The sequence below is a fragment of the Actinomycetospora lutea genome (genome assembly GCF_028737205.1).
Lineage (GTDB): Bacteria > Actinomycetota > Actinomycetes > Mycobacteriales > Pseudonocardiaceae > Actinomycetospora > Actinomycetospora lutea.
In genome coordinates, this window is the sequence record NZ_JAQZAL010000001.1 from 280,715 (window position 1) to 298,468 (window position 17,754).

At 74.6% G+C, this 17,754-nt stretch carries 11 protein-coding genes; 7 read left to right on the top strand and 4 right to left on the bottom strand.

What is annotated here, in order from left to right; genetic code table 11:
* Positions 1-8 precede the first annotated feature (8 nt).
* Complete coding sequence (gene treZ, locus PHK61_RS01455; protein WP_274279182.1) at positions 9-1,751, bottom strand: malto-oligosyltrehalose trehalohydrolase; 1,743 nt, start codon at positions 1,749-1,751, stop codon at positions 9-11.
* A gap of 129 nt (positions 1,752-1,880) precedes the next feature.
* Here treZ and PHK61_RS01460 point away from each other — a divergent pair, with 129 nt between their 5' ends.
* The 4 genes from PHK61_RS01460 to PHK61_RS01475 all read left to right on the top strand — a co-directional run bounded on the left by PHK61_RS01460 (position 1,881) and on the right by PHK61_RS01475 (position 9,342).
* A complete protein-coding gene (locus PHK61_RS01460) occupies positions 1,881-6,914 on the top strand; it encodes a SpoIIE family protein phosphatase (RefSeq protein ID WP_274279183.1) in 5,034 nt (1,677 codons plus the stop codon).
* Positions 6,915-7,051: 137 nt separating this feature from the next.
* Positions 7,052-8,047, top strand: coding sequence for an aldo/keto reductase (locus PHK61_RS01465; RefSeq protein WP_274279184.1), 996 nt, complete (start codon positions 7,052-7,054; stop codon positions 8,045-8,047).
* Between the two features lie 127 nt (positions 8,048-8,174).
* A complete protein-coding gene (locus tag PHK61_RS01470; RefSeq protein WP_274279185.1) occupies positions 8,175-8,354 on the top strand; it encodes a hypothetical protein in 180 nt (59 codons plus the stop codon).
* A 10-nt stretch (positions 8,355-8,364) separates the two neighbouring features.
* Positions 8,365-9,342 (top strand): ferric reductase-like transmembrane domain-containing protein, encoded by a 978-nt coding sequence (locus PHK61_RS01475; RefSeq protein WP_274279186.1) that lies wholly within the window; start codon positions 8,365-8,367, stop codon positions 9,340-9,342.
* 79 nt (positions 9,343-9,421) lie between these two features.
* On the opposite strand, the gene nhaA is transcribed toward PHK61_RS01475, so the two are convergent.
* From nhaA to glgX, 3 genes are read right to left on the bottom strand one after another with little or no spacing between them, the layout of a single operon-like run.
* Positions 9,422-11,308, bottom strand: coding sequence for a Na+/H+ antiporter NhaA (gene nhaA, locus PHK61_RS01480; RefSeq protein ID WP_274279187.1), 1,887 nt, complete (start codon positions 11,306-11,308; stop codon positions 9,422-9,424).
* A gap of 8 nt (positions 11,309-11,316) precedes the next feature.
* Positions 11,317-13,692: a malto-oligosyltrehalose synthase gene (gene treY, locus PHK61_RS01485; protein WP_274279188.1), complete on the bottom strand. Its 2,376-nt coding sequence runs from the start codon at positions 13,690-13,692 to the stop codon at positions 11,317-11,319.
* Positions 13,689-15,908, bottom strand: coding sequence for a glycogen debranching protein GlgX (gene glgX / locus PHK61_RS01490; protein WP_274279189.1), 2,220 nt, complete (start codon positions 15,906-15,908; stop codon positions 13,689-13,691). Before glgX ends, treY begins: the two co-directional genes overlap by 4 nt.
* A 143-nt stretch (positions 15,909-16,051) precedes the next feature.
* Between glgX and PHK61_RS01495 the strand changes: the two genes are divergently transcribed.
* Genes PHK61_RS01495 through PHK61_RS01505 form a run of 3 tightly spaced genes read left to right on the top strand, consistent with a single transcriptional unit; the run spans position 16,052 to position 17,726 of the window.
* The gene (locus PHK61_RS01495; RefSeq protein ID WP_274279190.1) at positions 16,052-16,477 is read left to right on the top strand and encodes an HIT family protein; all 426 of its coding nucleotides are present in this window, start codon (positions 16,052-16,054) and stop codon (positions 16,475-16,477) included.
* Positions 16,474-17,100 (top strand): histidine phosphatase family protein, encoded by a 627-nt coding sequence (locus PHK61_RS01500; protein WP_274279191.1) that lies wholly within the window; start codon positions 16,474-16,476, stop codon positions 17,098-17,100. The genes PHK61_RS01495 and PHK61_RS01500 overlap by 4 nt, the downstream gene beginning before the upstream one ends.
* On the top strand, positions 17,097-17,726 hold the full coding sequence (locus PHK61_RS01505; protein WP_274279192.1) for a TMEM175 family protein: 630 nt from the start codon (positions 17,097-17,099) through the stop codon (positions 17,724-17,726). The genes PHK61_RS01500 and PHK61_RS01505 overlap by 4 nt, the downstream gene beginning before the upstream one ends.
* Positions 17,727-17,754 lie beyond the last annotated feature (28 nt).

Below are 17,754 nucleotides of genomic sequence, written 5' to 3' on the forward strand. Positions count from 1 at the left end.
AATGTCGCTCACGTACGGACCAGGGCGAACGACTCCGGGCCGAGGGTCAGGGCGTCCGGGGCGAGGTCGACGCCCGACGGTGCGGAGAGCACCGCGGAGGCCGCCACCGAGAACACAGCCGGGGACGAGCCCAGGTTCACCGCCAGCCGCAGCGCGCCCCGGTGCACGACGAGCGTGCGCGCGGTGTCGTCGTGGTCGACGCGGACCGGGTCGAGGTGCGGGTCGGTGAGCTCCGGGTGCGCGCGGCGCAGGGCGATCAGCTCCCGGTAGACGCCGAGCAGCTCGGCGTGGGGCTCCCGGGACGGCTCCGACCAGTCCAGGCGCGAGGCCTCGAACGTCGACAGCGCCGTGGGGTCGGGCACCTCGTCGGCGCCCCAGCCGTGCTCGGCGAACTCCCGGGTGCGCCCCTCCCGCACGGCCGTCTGCAGCTCCGGGTCCTCGAAGCCCACGAAGAACGCCCAGGGGGTGCGGGCGCCCCACTCCTCGCCCATGAAGATCATCGGTGTGTAGGGCGAGCAGAGCACCAGCGCCGCCCCGCACCCCAGCAGCCCGGGGGAGACGGTGGCCGAGAGCCGGTCGCCGCCGGCCCGGTTGCCGACCTGGTCGTGGTCCTGGAGGTAGGCGAGGAACCGGTGCCCGGGCGTGTGCAGCAGGTCGACCGGGCGCCCGTGCGTGCGCCCGCGGAACGTCGACCAGGTGCCGGCGTGGTGGAACGGGTGGTGCAGGACCTCGGCCAGCGAGGCGAGCTCCCCGAAGTCCACGTAGTAGCCCTGGGTCTCGCCGGTGAGGGTCGAGTGCAGGGCGTGGTGGATGTCGTCGCACCACTGCGCGTCCAGCCCGTAGCCGCCCGCCTCGCGCGGGGTGATCAGCCGCGGGTCGTTGAGGTCCGACTCGGCGATCAGCGTCAGGGGTCGGCGCAGGTGCGCCGAGAGCGACGCGACGTGCTCGGCCATCTCCTCGAGCAGGTGCGTCGCGCGGGCGTCGCGCAGCGCGTGGACGGCGTCGAGGCGCAGCGCGTCGACGCCGAAGTCGCGCAGCCACATCGTGACGTTCTCGAGGATGTAGGCCCGCACCGTGTCCGAGCCGGGGCCGTCGAGGTTCAGCGAGGGGCCCCAGACGTTCTCGCCGAGGAAGTAGGGCCCGAAGCGGTCGAGATAGGCCCCCGAGGGCCCGAGGTGGTTGTAGACGACGTCGAGCACCACGCCCAGCCCGCGCGCGTGGCAGGCGTCGACGAACCGGCGGAACGCGGCCGGGCCGCCGTAGTTCTCGGTCACCGCGTACCAGAGCACGCCGTCGTAGCCCCAGCCGCGCGTGCCGTCGAAGGCGTTGACCGGCAGGACCTCGACGAAGTCGACGCCCAGCTCGACGAGGTGGTCGAGCCGCTCCTGCGCCGAGGCGAACGTGCCGCCGGGCGTGAAGGTCCCGACGTGCATCTCGTAGATCACCGAGCCCGGCAGCGAGCGGCCCGTCCAGGCGGCGTCGGCGGGGGACGGCTCGACCTCGACCAGCCGCGACGCGGCGTGCACGCCGTGTGGCTGCCAGCGCGACCGCGGGTCGGGCAGGGGCTCGCCGCCGTCCAGGGAGTACGCGTAGTCGGTGCCGGGACCGGCGTCGGGCACGGTAACGCGCCACCAGCCCTGGTCGCCGGCGGTCATCGCCTCGGTGCGGCCCCCGCCGGAGCCGTCGGGACCGGGGAGGACGAGGTCCACCGACGTGCGGTCGGGCGCCCATACCGCGAACTCGTGAGTCACGGCAGCGATGCTTCCCGACGAGCCGCGTGCGCATGCGTGGTGCGCGACCGGGAAGATGGCGCCGGGATCAGGACGGCCACCACGGCGGGATGGGACGATCCGGTCGTCCACAGGCACGGGGGCGGTGACATGGGGACGGACGTCTCACCCGGCACGCAGGCGCTGGTCGCGGGCGGCGGGCGGGTCGGTGACGACATGGCCACCGTCGACTGGGCCGCCACGCCCCTCGGCGAGCCCGAGCAGTGGCCGACGCCGCTGCGCACCGTCGTGCGGATGCTGCTGACCTCGCGCTTCTCCATGTGGATGGCGTGGGGCCCGGAGCTCACCGTCTTCTACAACGACGCCTACTGGCGCGACACGCTGCAGTCGAAGCATCCGTGGGCACTGGGCAAGCCCGCGCGGGTCGTGTGGTCGGAGATCTGGCCCGACATCGGACCCCGGATCGCGTCGGTGCTCGATACGGGCGTCGCCACCTGGGACGAGGACCTGCTGCTCTTCCTGGAGCGCAGCGGCTACTCCGAGGAGACCTACCACACCTTCTCCTACAGCCCGCTCGCCGACGCCGACGGCGGCATCGCCGGGATGCTGTGCGTGGTCACCGAGACCACCGAGCGCGTCATCGGCGACCGGCGCCTGGCGACGATGCGCGACCTCGGGACGGCGATGGGCCCGGCCCGCTCCCGCGAGGACGTCCTGGGCGCGGTGGAGCGCACGCTGGGCGAGAACGACCGCGACCTCCCGTTCTCGCTGGTCTACCTGTTCGACGAGGACGCGGGCGTCGCCCGACTCGCCGCGACCTCCGGGGTCGCCCCCGGCTCGGCGGTCGCCCCGGCGACGGTCGCGCGCGGCGGGGCCTGGCCGGCGGAGGGGCTCACGGCGGGGGCGCCGGTCCTGGTCGACGACCTCGCCGTGCGCTGGGGCGACGCGGTCCCCCGGGGAGCGTGGGACCGGCCGGCCACCCAGGCCGTGCTCGTCCCGCTCGCCGCGCCGCCGGGGGAAGGTTCCGGGCCGGCGGGCATCGCGGGCTTCCTCGTCGCCGGTGTCAACCCGCACCGCGTCTACGACGACCGGATGGCGAGCTTCCTGGAGCTGCTCGGCGGGCAGATCACCGCGGGCCTCGCCAACGTCAGCGGGTTCGAGGCCGAGCGGCGGCGGGCGGAGGCGCTCGCCGAGCTCGACCGCGCCAAGACCGAGTTCTTCTCGAACGTCAGCCACGAGTTCCGCACGCCGCTGACCCTGATCATGGGTCCGGTCCAGGAGCTGCGCGAGGCCCGGGAGGTCGACCCGGAGCAGTGGCGCCACGAGCTGGAGGTCGTCCACCGCAACGGCCGCCGCCTGGGCCGGCTCGTCAACAGCCTGCTCGACTTCTCGCGCCTCGACGCCGGCCACCGCCAGGCCCACTACGTCCCGACCGACCTGGGAGCGGCCACCGAGGAGCTCGCCGGGATGTTCCACTCGGCGATGGAGCGGGCGGGCCTGTCCTACGTGGTCGACTGCCCCCCGCTGGGGCGCCCGGTCCTGCTCGACCGGGAGGCCTGGGAGAAGATCGTCCTCAACCTCCTCTCCAACGCGCTGAAGTTCACCACCTCCGGGTCGGTGTCGATCAGCGTGGAGGCCACCGACGACGCGGCCGTCCTGCACGTCGCCGACACCGGCGTCGGGGTGCCCGCCGGCGAGCTGCCCCGCCTGTTCGAGCGCTTCCACCGGGTCCAGGGCGAGGGTGCCCGGTCGGGCGAGGGCAGCGGCATCGGGCTCGCCCTCGTCCGCGAGCTCGTCGGCCTGCACGGCGGCGAGGTCGGCGCGACGAGCGAGTTCGGCGTCGGCACGACGATGACGGTGACGCTGCCCTTCGACCGGGAGCACGGGGACGCCGACCCGGTCGCGAGCGAGCCCGTCCCGACGGCGGGACCGTCCGACGACGCCGAGTCCTTCGTCGCCGAGGCCATGCGCTGGCTGCCCGACCCCGACGACGCCGGGCGCGCGGTCCCCGACGACCCCGACGTGCGCCCCGAGGTCGTCCGCGGCCGCATCCTCGTCGCCGACGACAACGCCGACATGCGCTCCTACCTGCACCGTCTGCTCGCCCCGCACCACGACGTGCGGCTCGTCGCCGACGGCGAGGAGGCCCTGGCCGCGGCGCTGGCGGACCCGCCCGAGCTGGTCGTCTCCGACGTGATGATGCCGCGCCGCGACGGGCTCGCCCTGCTCGCGGCCCTGCGCGCCGACGAGCGCACCGCCCGGGTGCCGGTGCTGCTGCTCTCCGCGCGCGCCGGGCAGGAGGCCGCGGTCGAGGGCCTGGCCGCGCAGGCCGACGACTACCTGGTCAAGCCGTTCACCGCCTCGGAGCTGCGCGCCCGCGTCGACGCCCACCTGCAGCTCGGCCGCGCCCGGCGCCGCGCAGAGCTCCGGTTCACGGCGATGGCCGACCTCGCGCCCGCGATGATCTGGGTGGCCGACCCGGACGGCGCCCGCACGTTCCACAACGCGGGCTGGCGGCGCTTCACCGGCCGCGCCGACGCCGACGAGCGCGGCGAGGGCTGGCTCGCCGGGATGCACCCCGACGACCGCGGGCGCTACCGCGAGGCGAGGGCCGCGGCGATGGCCGCCGGGCGGGGCTGGGAGATCGAGTACCGGCTGCGGCGCGACGACAACGCCTACCACCGGGTCGCCGAGCACGCCGTCCCGGTGCCCGGCGAGACCGGCGTCTCGGCGTGGGTCGGCAGCGTCATCGACGTCCATGCGCGCTGGCTCGAGGCCGAGCGCCAGCGGCTGCTCGCGCGCGTCGGGGCCGAGCTGGACGGGGCGCCCGAGGTCGTCGACCGCCTCGAGAGACTCGTGCGGCTGCTCGTCGAGGTGGGGCTCGCCGCCCGCGCCGCGGCCCGCGCGGTCGACGACGACGGCGCGCCCGGCGCCGGGCGCGCGGCCACTGCGACGGCCGGCGCCGACGGGGACGTGGTGACCACCGTTCCGCTGCCCGCCGACGGGGCCGGCGAGGGCGAGCGGCGGGCGCTCGCGCGGCGGGCGCCGATCACCGAGGCCGGCGAGCTGCACCTCCCGCTGACCGTGCGGGACCAGCCCGTCGCCGTGCTCTCGCTGGCCCGCCCCGACGGCGCGCCGGGCTGGAGCGAGGACGACCTCGACCTCGTCGAGGAGATCGCGGCCCGCGCCGCCCTCGCCCTGGACAACGCCCTGCTCCTGGCCGAGGAGCGGGCCACGGCCGCCCGGCTCTCGCTGCTCCAGCGCGCCACCACCGAGCTCTCGGCCGCGGCCACGCCGGCCGAGGTCGCCGACGTCACCGTCGGGCACCTCCGCTCGCTCTTCGGTTCGTCCGCGCGGGTCGCGGTCTTCGAGTTCGACCCGCGCAGCGGCAACCTGGCCCCGCTCGCCGCCGTGAACGTCGACCCGCCGGTCGTCACCCCCGAGCGCGAATCGCCGACGATGGTGGGCGCGGCGGTGGACAGCGGGGAGCCGTTGTGGCTGATCGCCGGGGGCCCCGAGACGCCCGAGGCCGAGCGCCTGCGCGCGACGCTGCGGGAGGCCGGCATCCGGGGCGCGATGGCCCTGCCGCTCGTGGCCGCCGGGGTCACGGTCGGGGCCATCGGCGTCGGCCTGCCCGACCGCGTCCGCGTGCCGCGCACCGAGCGCATCACCCTCGTCGCCCTCGCCGAGCCGTGCGCGATCGCCCTCGACCGCGCCCGGCTCTACCGCGCCGAGCACCAGATCGCCGACACGCTGCAGCGCAGCCTGCTCCCGCAGGCCCTGCCGTCGCTCGACCGGCTCGGGCTCGCGGTGCGCTACCTGCCGGGCGCGACCGGCACCCAGGCCGGCGGCGACTGGTACGACGTCGTCGAGCTCGACGAGCACCGCGTCGCGATCGCCGTCGGCGACGTCGTCGGGCAGGGCACGGCGGCCGCCGCGGTGATGGGCCAGCTGCGCACGGCCCTGTCCGGCTACCTGCTCGCGGGCCACGGCCCCGCGGAGGCCCTTGCCCTGCTCGACGGGCTGACCTCGCGCATCCCGGGCTCGCAGGCGTCGACGGCCATGTGCCTGACGCTGGACACGAGCACCGGCGAGCTCCGCCACGCCCGCGCCGGGCACCTGCCGGCCCTGCTCGCCCCGGCCGACGGCGGCCCGTCGTCCTTCCTCGACGACCCCGCCGGGCACGGCCCGCTGCTCGGCCTGCCGCCCGGCCTGCGCGACCACACCGAGGCCGTCACCACGCTCGAGCCCGGCAGCGTCCTGCTGCTCTACACCGACGGCCTGGTGGAGCGCCGCGGCGAGACCCTCGACGACGGGTTCGACCGCCTCGTGACCTCGGCCGACCGGCACCGGGCTGCCGCCCCCGACGCGCTCGCCGGGGCGCTGCTCGCCGACCTCGGCACCCGCTCCGACGACGTCGCCCTCGTCGTCGCCCGCCTCGCGCCCCCGCCCCTGGAGCTGACGCTGCCCGCCCGGCCGGACGCGCTGGCGGGTCTGCGCCGGCAGACCGCGCGGTGGGCGCGGGCGGTGGGCCTCACGGAGGTGGCCCTGGGCGACCTGCAGCTGGCCCTGGGGGAGGCCGCCACCAACGCGGTCGAGCACGGGTACCGCCACGACGACGGAGGCGGCGAGGTCGAGGTGCGGCTGGCGCGCCGGGCCGACGGCTCGACCGAGGCGGCCGTCGTCGACCACGGCAGCTGGCGCCCGGCGCCCGCCGACCCCGGGTTCCGCGGCCGGGGCCTGACGCTCCTGCGCGAGGTCAGCCGCGACGCCACGGTGACGACCTCGCCGGACGGCGGCACCCGGGTCGCGTTCCGGATCGAGCCGGGCGACGACGAGCCGGGCCCGGCGACGGCGCGCGGGCAGGAGCAGGAGCCCCGACCGGGCACCCCGGCGTCGGTCGCGGTGCACGACGACGGCGGCTCCCGGCGCATCGTGCTCGCGGGCGACCTCGACCTCGGCGGCGCCGCGGCCTGCCACGAGGCGCTGCTCGGGGCCGTCGACGGGGTGGGGTCGCTGGAGATCGACGTGCGTGGTGTCGGCCACCTGGCCAGCGCCGGCGTCGGCCTGGTGCTCGAGGCGCTGCAGGCGGCGCGGCGCCGGGGCGGGGCGGTCCGGCTGACCGCCGCACCCGGGAGCCCGGCGGCGCGGGTGCTGGCGCTGGCCCTGCCCGGGGAGGCGTGACCCCGGCGCCGCCCGGGCTCGGGTGGATCGAGCGAAGGGCCCCTTCGCTCATGTCACGTTCCCCCGCGCTCGGCCGCGGGCAACCGAACCGCATGGAGTACCGCACTCTCGGACGGTCGGGGCTGAAGGTCTCGACGATGACCATGGGCACGATGACCTTCGGCGGGAAGGGCGGCTTCGAGAAGCTCGGCGCCACCGACGTCGAGGGCGCCACCCGCCAGATCGACCTGTGCGTCGACCACGGCGTGAACCTCGTCGACACCGCCGACATGTACTCGGCGGGCGTGTCCGAGGAGATCGTCGGCCAGGCCACCAAGAACCACCGCGACGACGTCTACCTCGCGACCAAGTGCCGCTTCCCGATGGGCGACGGGCCCAACGACGCGGGCGCGTCGCGCCAGCACATCGTCACGAGCGTCGAGGACAGCCTGCGCCGGCTCGACGTCTCGCACATCGACCTCTACCAGCTGCACGGCTGGGACGGCGTGACGCCGCTGGAGGAGACGCTCGAGGCGCTGGACACGCTGGTCAGCAAGGGCAAGATCCGCTACATCGGCTGCTCGAACTACTCGGCCTGGCACGTCATGAAGGCGCTGGGCGTCTCCGAGCGCGACGGGTACCAGCGCTTCGTGTCCCAGCAGATCCACTACACGCTGCAGGCCCGCGAGGCCGAGAACGAGCTGGTGCCGGTGTCGATCGACCAGGGCCTCGGCATCCTCGTCTGGAGCCCGATCGCCGGCGGCCTGCTCTCGGGCAAGTTCCGCCGCGGCCAGGACGACCCGGAGACCTCACGGCACCTCGGCGAGTGGTCCGAGCCGCCGGTCCACGACCGGGAGCGCCTCTACGACATCATCGAGGTCGCCGCGGAGATCGGTGACGGGCACGGCGTCTCGGTGGCGCAGGTGGCCAACGCCTGGCTGCTGCGCAAGCCGGGCGTGACCTCGCTGGTCGTCGGTGCCCGCACCGAGGAGCAGCTGGCCGACAACCTCGCGGCCGCCGAGCTCGCACTCACCGATGACGAGGTCGCCCGCCTCGACGAGGTCAGCGCGACCCCGCTGCTCTACCCCTACTGGCACCAGAAGAACACGATCACCGACCGGCTCTCGCCGGCGGATGCGTCGCTGCTGGGCTGACGGCCCGCCCCGGGTGGACCCGTCCGCGGGCCGCCCGGGCGCGGCGGGTGATCACGCCGACCCCTGACCCGGGTCACACTGCGCGATCGTCCATCCTGGGCACCGGGGAACGAGGAGGGAGACGCCGGTGCCCGGTCGCCGTACGGCGAAGGCCGCACAGCACGAGCAGAACAAGCGCACGATCGTCGAGCTGACCGCCTGGATCACGGTGGCCGCCGCGATGCTGGTCGTCGCGCTGCACGCGGGCATCTCGGCGTCGTCGACGGCCGCGGACGTCCCGCGCGTGACCACCGCCGAGTACCGCTGAGCCGAGTCCCGTGATCGAGCTCTGGAACGTCTCGCGGGCGCTCGGCCTCGTCGCGCTGCTGCTCACGGGCGTCGTGCTCGCGCTCGGCGCGCTGCACAACACCTCGCTCACCAAGATCGTCGGGCAGGCGCTGCCGCGGTTCGTGCTCGTCGCGCTGCACCGCAACCTGGCGCTGATCACCGTGGTGTTCGTGCTGCTGCACGTGGTCGCGGTGCTGGTCACGCCCTACCTGCCGCTGCGCTGGTACCACCTGCTCGTCCCGTTCACGGCGACCTTCAACCCGTGGCCGGTCGCCCTCGGGGCGATCTCGTTCGACCTGCTGCTCGCGGTCGTGATCTCGTCGAGCCTGCGCAAGTACCTGTCCAAGCGCGCCTGGCTCGTCGTGCACTGGACGAGCTACGTGTGCTTCCCCGTCGCCGTCGCGCACGCCGTCGCCAACGCGTCGTTCCGCGGCGGGACGTGGTGGACGCTGCTCGTGCCGCTCGTGGCCACCGGGCTGGTCGTCGCGGCCCTGCTCTACCGGCGGGCCGCGCGCCGGCGCCCCGCCCTCCCGCTCGCCGACCGCGGGCGCACCGACCCCGCCGAGGCCCGCCGCGCCGCCGACGTCGCGACGGGCTCGCAGCCGATCGTGCGCGTGGACGGGCCCGACACGCCGCCGGCCCCGAGCGCGCCGGCCCCGCGAGCGGGCGAGGACCGCGACGCAGCGGACGACTCCCTCGCTGCGCCGGGCGAGGGCGCGGGCGAGGGCGGGCCGGGCGACACGCCGGCGCGGCGCGGGGTGTTCCGCGAGCTGCGGGTCGTCGCGGGTCCCGAGGCCCGGGCCCGCGAGGGCGAGGGCGAGCAGGGATCGCCCGAGCGACGGGGCCGGCACTCCGCGGACCCGGACGACGACGCCGGCGCCGACGCCGGCGCCGACGCGCAGACCGACACCCTGGCGGGCACCGAGGCGCCGACCGTCGCCCTGCCACCGCGCCCGCGGCGGCGCTGACCGCCGGGCACCCCGCCCGCGGCCCCGAGCCCCCGCCGCCACCGCGAACCAGGGAAGTGCGCCGAGACCCGGGGCGCGTTCAGCGCGGGTCGACGACGTCCGCGTCCGGGGCGTCCGCGCGCATCCGCTCCAGTTCGCCGATCAGGGTCTTGGCGTCGTAGGGCCCGACGTGGCGCTGGGGGATCGTGTCGCCGACGCCGAGGTAGAACGTGGGCGTGCCGGGCAGGTCGCTGCTGCGGGCGTCGATCTCGTCGTCCTCGACGTGGTTCTCGGGGTCGCCCTCGCGCAGGTCGTCCTCGAGGCGGTCGATGTCGAGCCCGAGGTCGGCGCAGTAGGCGATGAGGTCGTCGCGCTCGAGGGCGTCGGCGTGGGCGAAGAACGTGTCGTGCACGTCCCAGAAGCGGCCCTGCCCGGCGGCGGCCTCGGCGACCTCGGCGGCACCGCGGGCGTTCGGGTGGTACTCGTCGAGCGGGAAGTGGCGGAACACGTAGCGCATCTCGTCGCCGAAGTGCTCGCGCACCTGGCGGATGTTGCCGGTGGCCTTGCCGCAGAACGGGCACTCGAAGTCGCCGTACTCGACGATCGTCAGCGGCGCGTCGGCCGGGCCGCGGACGTGGTCGCGGCGCACGTCGACGGGGCGCAGCAGGTCGCGCGAGGGCTCCTCGGGCAGCAGGGAGCGGCCGGCGCGGAACACGGCGGCGCCCAGCGCCAGCGCGATCACCGACCCCGCGAGCACGCCGACCCGGGCCGTGTCGGCGAGCACCTCGTCCTCGAGCGCCAGGTCGACGATGAACAGCGAGATCGTGAACCCGATGCCCGAGAGCGCGGCGCCGCCGGCGATCTGCGGCATCGTCAGCCCGGGGGCGAGGCTGCCCGGGCGCAGCCGGTGCAGGATCGCCGTGGCGCCGGTGATGCCGACGAACTTGCCGACCACGAGCCCGAGCACGATGCCCCAGAACAGCGGCGAGACGATCGCGGCGCGCAGGGTCTCGGCGGTCAGGGGCACACCGGCGTTGGCCAGCGCGAACACCGGCACGATGATGAACGCGGTGTAGGGCTGCCAGAGCCGCATGAGGCGCTCGTTGACCGACACCGCGCGCTCGAGGCCGAGCCGGGCGTTGCGCGCGTACTCGGGGTTGGGCGACTGCCGGAACGCGCGGGCCAGCGCCGCCGCGCGCTCGACCTCCTTGCGCTTCGGCGGGTAGACCGGCAGCAGGAGCGCGATCAGCACCCCGGCGAGCGTCGCGTGCACGCCGGACTCGTAGAGCGCGAGCCAGGTGACCAGCGAGACGACGAGGTAGCCGCCGCCGCGCCAGACCCGCAGCCGCCGCAGCTGCCAGATCACGAGCAGCCCGCCGATCGCCACGAGCAGCGGCACGAAGCGCAGCTCGTCGGTGTAGACCAGCGCGATGATCGCCAGCGCGCCGACGTCGTCGGCGACGGCGAGGGTGAGCAGGAAGATCCGGAGCCGCTCGGCCCGGCCCGGCCCGATCACCGCCAGGGCGCCCAGTAGGAACGCCGTGTCGGTGGAGATCACGACGCCCCAGGCGGCGGCCGCCGGGCCCGACGGGTTGAGCAGCAGGAAGAGCGCCGCCGGCAGCGCGAGCCCGGCGACCGCGGCCGTCAGCGGGACCGCGGCCTTGGAGCGGTCGCGCAGCTCGCCCATCGCGAACTCGCGCTTGACCTCGAGGCCGATGACGAAGAAGAACAGCGCCATCAGGCCGTCGTTGACCCAGTGCTGCAGGTCGAGGTCGATGCCCGCCCCGCCGACCGAGATCGCGAGCGGGGTGTGCCAGAACGCGTCGTACGTCCATCCCCACGGGGAGTTCGCCCAGACCAGCGCGAGGACCGTCGCGCCCAGCATGAACACGGCCGCGAGGGACTCGCTCGCATCGCCCCGACGTGCCTGGGAGATCCGCTCGAGGACGCCGTGCCAGCGGGGACGGCTGTCCGTCACGTCGGCCATGGGCGAATTCAAGCAGGGCGGACCAGCAGTGCCACCGGGTAGCGGTCCAAGAGTTGGGTGAGCTGCGGCGCACCGCTCTCGACCGGGCGACCGGTGACCACGTCGGTCCAGTCGTCCGCGCCGCCGGGCAGCGGCAGCACGGTGTCGCCCCACCCGCCGGCCGCCTCGAGGCCCACCGGCAGCCGGGTGGCGACGGCGACCAGACGCTCGCGACCGGCGGGTCCGCCCCGCGCGAACGCGAGCGCGTGGTCCGCGGCCACGCCCGACGCCGGGACGGGGGCGTAGCCCCGGAACAGCTCGGGCCGGAAGCGGCGCAGCCGCAGGGCCGCCGCGACGACCGTGAGCTTGGCCGCGGCGATCTCGTCGGCGTCGGTGGCGCCGTGGAAGGCCGGCGCCCACTCCCCGTCGAGCCGCTCGAGCAGCCGGCGGCGCAGGTCGAAGTCGACCGGGCGCCGGTTGTCGGGGTCGACCAGCGAGTACTCGAAGCACTCGGTGCCCTGGTAGACGTCCGGGATGCCGGGGCCGGCGAGCTGCAGCAGCTTCTGGCCCAGCGAGTTCGAGCGCCCGGGGGCGTCGAGCCGCGCGACGAACGCCTCGATCTCGGCCACGGCCTCCGGGTCGGCGAGGACCTGGCCCGGCCAGGCCGCGACCGCCTCGTCGACCTCGGGCACCGCAGGCACATCGGTCATGGGGACGTGCGCGGTGACGAGCTTGGCCTCCTTGGACGCCTTGGTCAGGTAGCCCGCCAGGCGCTCCTCGGTGATCGGCCACGCCCCGAGCACCGACTGCCAGGCCAGGAGCTCCAGGGACGGCGAGGGCAGGCGGCCGGAAGGAAGGGGGTGGCGCGCCGACGCCGAGCGCAGGAAGACACCCCACTCGGCGGTGAGCTCGCTGAGCACGGCCAGGCGCGCCCGCACGTCCTCGGACCGCTTGGTGTCGTGGGTCGACAGCGTGGTCATCGTCTCCGGCGACGCCGCGTCGCGGGCGGCCGCGCGGGCGTGGAACTCGGCGGGGGAGACCCCGAAGCGGTCCGGCGCCCCGCCGACCTCGTTGAGCGCGACGAACCGGTTCCACCGGTAGAACGTGGTGTCCTCCACGCCCTTGGCGGTGACCATGCCGCTGGTCTGCTCGACGCGCCGGGTCAGGTGGCCGTCGGGCTCCGCGGTCATCGCCGCGTGGATCGCCCGCACGATGTCGGCGAGCTCCGGGCGCGCGGTGGCCGCGGTGTCCACCGCGCGGTCGAGCGCCTCGCGGCCCTCGGGCAGGTAGGAGCGGTAGACCGGGAACGAGCACAGGAGCTCGGCGACGGCGTCGCGCACCTTCTCCGCGTCGAACCGGTCACCCCCGCCCGGCACCAGCGCGGCGATCCGGCGCACCTCGGCGACGAGGATCTCGTCGGTGACCAGGCGCCGGGCGGCGTGCTCGGTGACCGACAGCCCCTCGCGCACGCCGGTGTGCTGCGCGGCGACGGCGTCGACGAGGGCCTCGCCGCGCGGGTCGACGAACAGCCCGCCCACCTCGCGCAGCACCTCGTAGCCCGTGGTGCCGTCGACCGGCCAGGAGCGGGGGAGCACCTCGTCCGGGCCGAGGATCTTCTCGACCAGCAACCACGCGTCATCGCCCAGCGCCTCGCGCAGCCGCCGCACGTACGCGCCGGGCGCGGTGAGCCCGTCGGGGTGGTCGATGCGCAGGCCGTCGAGCCCGCCTTCGGCCCGCCACCGCAGCACCTCGGCGTGGACGGCGTCGAACACCGCCGGGTCGTCGACGCGGACCGCGGCGAGGTCGGAGACGTCGAAGAAGCGCCGGTAGGTCAGCTCGGCGTTGCCGCGCCGCCAGTGCACCAGCTCGTAGTGCTGCCGGTCGTGCACCTCCTGCGGGCTGCCCTCACCCGTCCCGGGGGCCACCGGGTAGCGGTGCTCGTAGTAGGACAGCTCGGTGCGGTCGTCGGAGAGCGTCAGCGCCCCGACGTCCTCGGGCGACCCGAGCACCGGGACGAGGATCCGCCGGGAGAGGTCGGCGTCGTACCAGGACGCATAGGGCGAGTCGGCGCCCTCGCGCAGCAGCGACCACCACGACGGGTTGGCCTCGGGGACCGCCACGCCCATGTGGTTGGGCACCAGGTCGACGAGCACGCCGAGCCCGGCCTCGCGCAGCGCGGCGACCAGCTCGCGGCGGCCCTCCTCGCCGCCGAGCTCGTCGTTCGCGTGCGTCGGGTCGACGACGTCGTAGCCGTGGGTCGACCCGGGCGCGGCCTGCAGGATCGGCGAGCAGTACAACGTGCCGACCCCGAGGGCGTCGAGGTAGCCGACGAGCCCGCGCGCCGCGGCGAAGGGCTGGGCGGGGGAGAGCTGGAGCCGGTAGGTCGAGGTGGCGCGGGGGCTCACGCGTGCTCCGTCTGGTCGGTGCGCTGGAGGAGGAGCATCGAGCGGGACGCGACGGTGAGCACGTCGCCGCCGACCCGGTCGTCGAGGCCGTCCGCCAGTGGCGGGGTGTTCCAGGTCTGGGTGGTGCGGGTGGTGCCGACGACGACGTCGCCGGTAGTGGTGTCGAGCACCGTGGCCCACCGGTGGGGGAAGCCCGCGCCGGGCAGGGTGACCTCGACGTCCTCGTGGTGCGCGTTGAAGATCACCAGGAACGTGTCGTCGACGACCCGCTGGCCGCGCGGGTCGCTCTCGAGGATGCCGTCGCCGTTGAGGAAGACCGTGAGCACGGCGGCCTCCCCGGACTCCCAGTCCTGGTCGGTCATCTCCTCGCCCGACGAGGTGAACCAGGCGATGTCGCGCTGGATCTCGGCGTCGGGGGCGCCTGCCGCCGGCCGGATCGGGCGGCCGTTGAAGAAGCGGCGGCGCCGGAACACCGGGTGCGAGGCGCGCAGCTCGGAGACCTTGGCGGTGAAGTCCATGAGCTCCGAGTCGGCCTTCTCCGGCGACCACTCCATCCAGGAGATCTCGGAGTCCTGGCAGTAGCCGTTGTTGTTGCCGTACTGGGTGCGGCCCATCTCGTCGCCGTGCAGCACCATCGGCACGCCCTGCGAGAGGAACAGCGTCGTGAGGAAGTTGCGGCGCTGGCGCTGGCGCAGCTCGAGGATCTCCGCGTCGTCGGTGGGGCCCTCGACGCCGTGGTTCCAGGAGTTGTTGTCGTCGGCGCCGTCCTCGCCGCCCTCGCCGTTGGCCTCGTTGTGCTTCTCGTTGTAGGAGACCAGGTCGTTGAGGGTGAAGCCGTCGTGGGCGGTGACGAAGTTGATCGACGCGTACGGGCGCCGGCCGTCGTCCTGGTAGAGGTCCGACGAGCCGGTCAGGCGCGCGGCGAACTCGCCGAGGGTGCCGGGGGTGCCCCGCCAGAAGTCGCGCACCGTGTCGCGGTACTTGCCGTTCCACTCGGTCCACCCGGGCGGGAAGTTGCCCACCTGGTAGCCGCCGGGGCCGACGTCCCAGGGCTCGGCGATCAGCTTGACCTGCGAGATCACCGGGTCCTGCTGCACGAGGTCGAAGAACGTGGAGAGCCGGTCGACGTCGTAGAACTCGCGCGCCAGCGTCGAGGCCAGGTCGAAGCGGAAGCCGTCGACGTGCATCTCGGTGACCCAGTACCGCAGCGAGTCCATGATCAGCTGCAGGGTGTGCGGCTGCCGGACGTTCAGCGAGTTCCCGGTGCCCGTGTAGTCCATGTAGTACTGCGGCTGGTCGTCGACGAGGCGGTAGTAGGCCTGGTTGTCGATGCCGCGCATCGAGAGCGTCGGGCCCTGGTGGTTGCCCTCCGCGGTGTGGTTGTAGACGACGTCGAGGATCACCTCGATGCCCGCGGCGTGCAGGTCGCGCACCATCGCCTTGAACTCCTGTACGTGCGCGCCCGGCGCCGGGCGACCGGTGACGCCGGCGCTCGCGTAGCCGAAGTGCGGGGCGAAGAAGGCGATCGTGTTGTAGCCCCAGTAGTTGCGCAGCTCGCGCTGCACCAGCGCGTCGTCGTGCACGAACTGGTGCACCGGCATGAGCTCGATCGCGGTGATGCCGAGGCGCTGCAGGTGGGCGATGACCGCCGGGTGGGCGACCCCGGAGTAGGTGCCGCGCATCTCCTCGGGCACGTCGGGGTGCAGGTGGGTCAGGCCCTTGACGTGCGCCTCGTAGACCACGGTGTCGTGGTACGGCGTGCGCGGCGGGCGGTCGTCGTGCCAGTCGAAGAACGGGTTGATGACCACCGACTTGGGCACGTGCGGCGCCGAGTCGTCGTGGTTGGTCTCGTCGGCGTCCTCGAAGTGGTAGCCGAACAGCGCCTCGTCCCACGTGTAGGTGGTGCCGAGCGTGCCGTCGAGGGCCTTCGCGTACGGGTCGATGAGCAGCTTGTGGCTGTTGCAGCGCTGCCCCTGCTCCGGGTCGAGCGGGCCGCTGACCCGGTAGCCGTAGCGCTGGCCCGGGACGACGCCGGGCAGGTAGCCGTGCCACACGAACCCGTCGCGCTCGGGCAGCGGGATCCGGGTCTCCTCGCCGGTCTCGTCGAACAGGCAGAGCTCGACGGTGTCGGCGACCTCGCTGAAGAGCGCGAAGTTGGTCCCGGCCCCGTCGTAGGTCGCGCCCAGGGGGTAGGACGTGCCGGGCCAGGGCTGCATCGGGGTTCCTCCGCGGGGTGGGGATCGACGAACTCGGACGGAGTGCCCGATCGCGCCCCGCGAGAATACGGGCCGGAGCGGCCGGACGGGATCGATGCAGGACGGGGCCGCGGGACGCGGTGCCGATCGCTACCATCCCCGCCGTGGCGACGGTCTTCACCAAGATCATCAATGGCGAGATCCCGGGGCGTTTCGTCTGGTCGGACGACCAGGTGGTCGGCTTCCTCTCGATCAATCCCCTCGGGCCCGGCCACGTGCTGGTCGTGCCGCGCGAGGAGGTCGACCAGTGGATCGACGCCCCGGACGGCCTGTTCGAGCACGCCATGGCGGTGGCGAAGACCATCGGCGCGGTGATCCGTGACACCTGGTCGCCGCCGCGCGTGGCGCTGATGATCGCGGGCTTCGAGGTGCCCCACCTCCACGTGCACGTCCACCCGGCGTGGGGCCTCGAGGCGTTCGACTTCTCGCAGGCCGAGAGCGACCCCGACCCGGCCGAGATGGACCGGCACGCCGAGGCGATCCGCGACGGGCTCCGGACGGCGGGCCACGGGGCCGCCGTCCCGTCGTGACCCAGCTCCTGCTGGTCCGGCACGCCGAGCCGCTCGCGGCCACGGTCGAGCCGGGGACGCCGGACGCGGCCGGCGGCGCCGACCCGGCGCTCTCGGCGCGCGGGGAGGAGCAGGCCGACCGGTTCGCCAAGTGGCTCGCCGGCGCGCCCGAGCGCGAGGACGTCACCGAGATCGTGACCTCGACGATGCGGCGGGCCCGCGAGAGCGCGGCACCGTCCGTGCGGCTGCTCGGGACCCCGGACCCGGTGACCGTCGAGGAGCTCTGCGAGTTCGACCGCGGGCGGGCGAGCTACCGCCCCGTGCACCTGCGCGACGACGCCGACGAGGACTGGCAGGCCATCCGCTCCGGGGTCTACCCGTCGTACGTCGACGGGCCGGCCTTCGCCGCCCGGGTGGCCGACGCCCTCGACGCCGTCGCGGCCCGCCAGGACCCCCGGGCGACCGCCGTGGTCGTCTGCCACGCGGGGGTGATCAACACCTACGTCACGGGGATCCTCGGGATCGGGCGGCCGCTGGTCTTCCCGCTGCACCACACGTCGGTGACCCGCGTGCTGATCTCGCGGTCGGGGGCGCGGCGCGTGAGCTCGGTGAACGAGACGCAGCACCTGGCGGGGATGGTGTGACCGGGCAGGAGCCGGGCCGGGACCGGCTCGGCCCGGAGCGGCTGCTGGCCTTCAGCGACGGCGTCGTCGCCATCGGCCTGACGCTGCTCGTGCTCCCGCTGGCCGAGCTCGTCCCCGACACCGATCAGGAGGGCGCCTCCGCCCTCCCGATCATCACCGACAACCTCGCGCCCATCGGCAGCTTCGTGCTGAGCTTCGCGGTGATCGCGCGGTTCTGGGCGGCGCACCACCGCGTCTTCGACGGCGCGCCGCGGGTCAGCCCGCTGTTGGTGTGGGTCAACACCGTCTGGCTCTTCACGATCGTCGTGATGCCGTTCCCCACCGAGATGGTGGGGTCCTTCCCCGAGGACCCGTTCACGCTGCGCCTCTACGTCGGCACCCTGTTCGCGAGCAGCGCCCTGCTCACCGTCATGACGTTGCTCGTGCAGCGCGCCCGCCCGCCCGCCGAGCGCACGGTGGAGCACGGCTCGGGCGGCACCGGTGCCGTGCTCCTGGTGATCTTCCTCGTGACGCTGGTGGCGCCGGGGCTGGGCTACTGGCCGCTCCTGCTGCTGTTTCTCACCTCGCCCGCGGAGCGCCTGCTCGCCCCGCTGGTCGAGCGTGGCCTCCGGCGCGCCCGGGACTGAATCTTGTCCCCCGCGGGGCCGTGGGCGA

Excerpts from the sequence above, each read along its gene's own strand:
- glgX (WP_274279189.1), bottom strand. The coding sequence starts at position 15,908 with ATGCAGCCCTGGCCCGGCACGTCCTACCCCCTGGGCGCGACCTACGAC.
- nhaA (WP_274279187.1), bottom strand. The coding sequence starts at position 11,308 with ATGGCCGACGTGACGGACAGCCGTCCCCGCTGGCACGGCGTCCTCGAG.
- PHK61_RS01465 (WP_274279184.1), top strand. The coding sequence starts at position 7,052 with ATGACCATGGGCACGATGACCTTCGGCGGGAAGGGCGGCTTCGAGAAG.
- PHK61_RS01460 (WP_274279183.1), top strand. The coding sequence starts at position 1,881 with ATGGGGACGGACGTCTCACCCGGCACGCAGGCGCTGGTCGCGGGCGGC.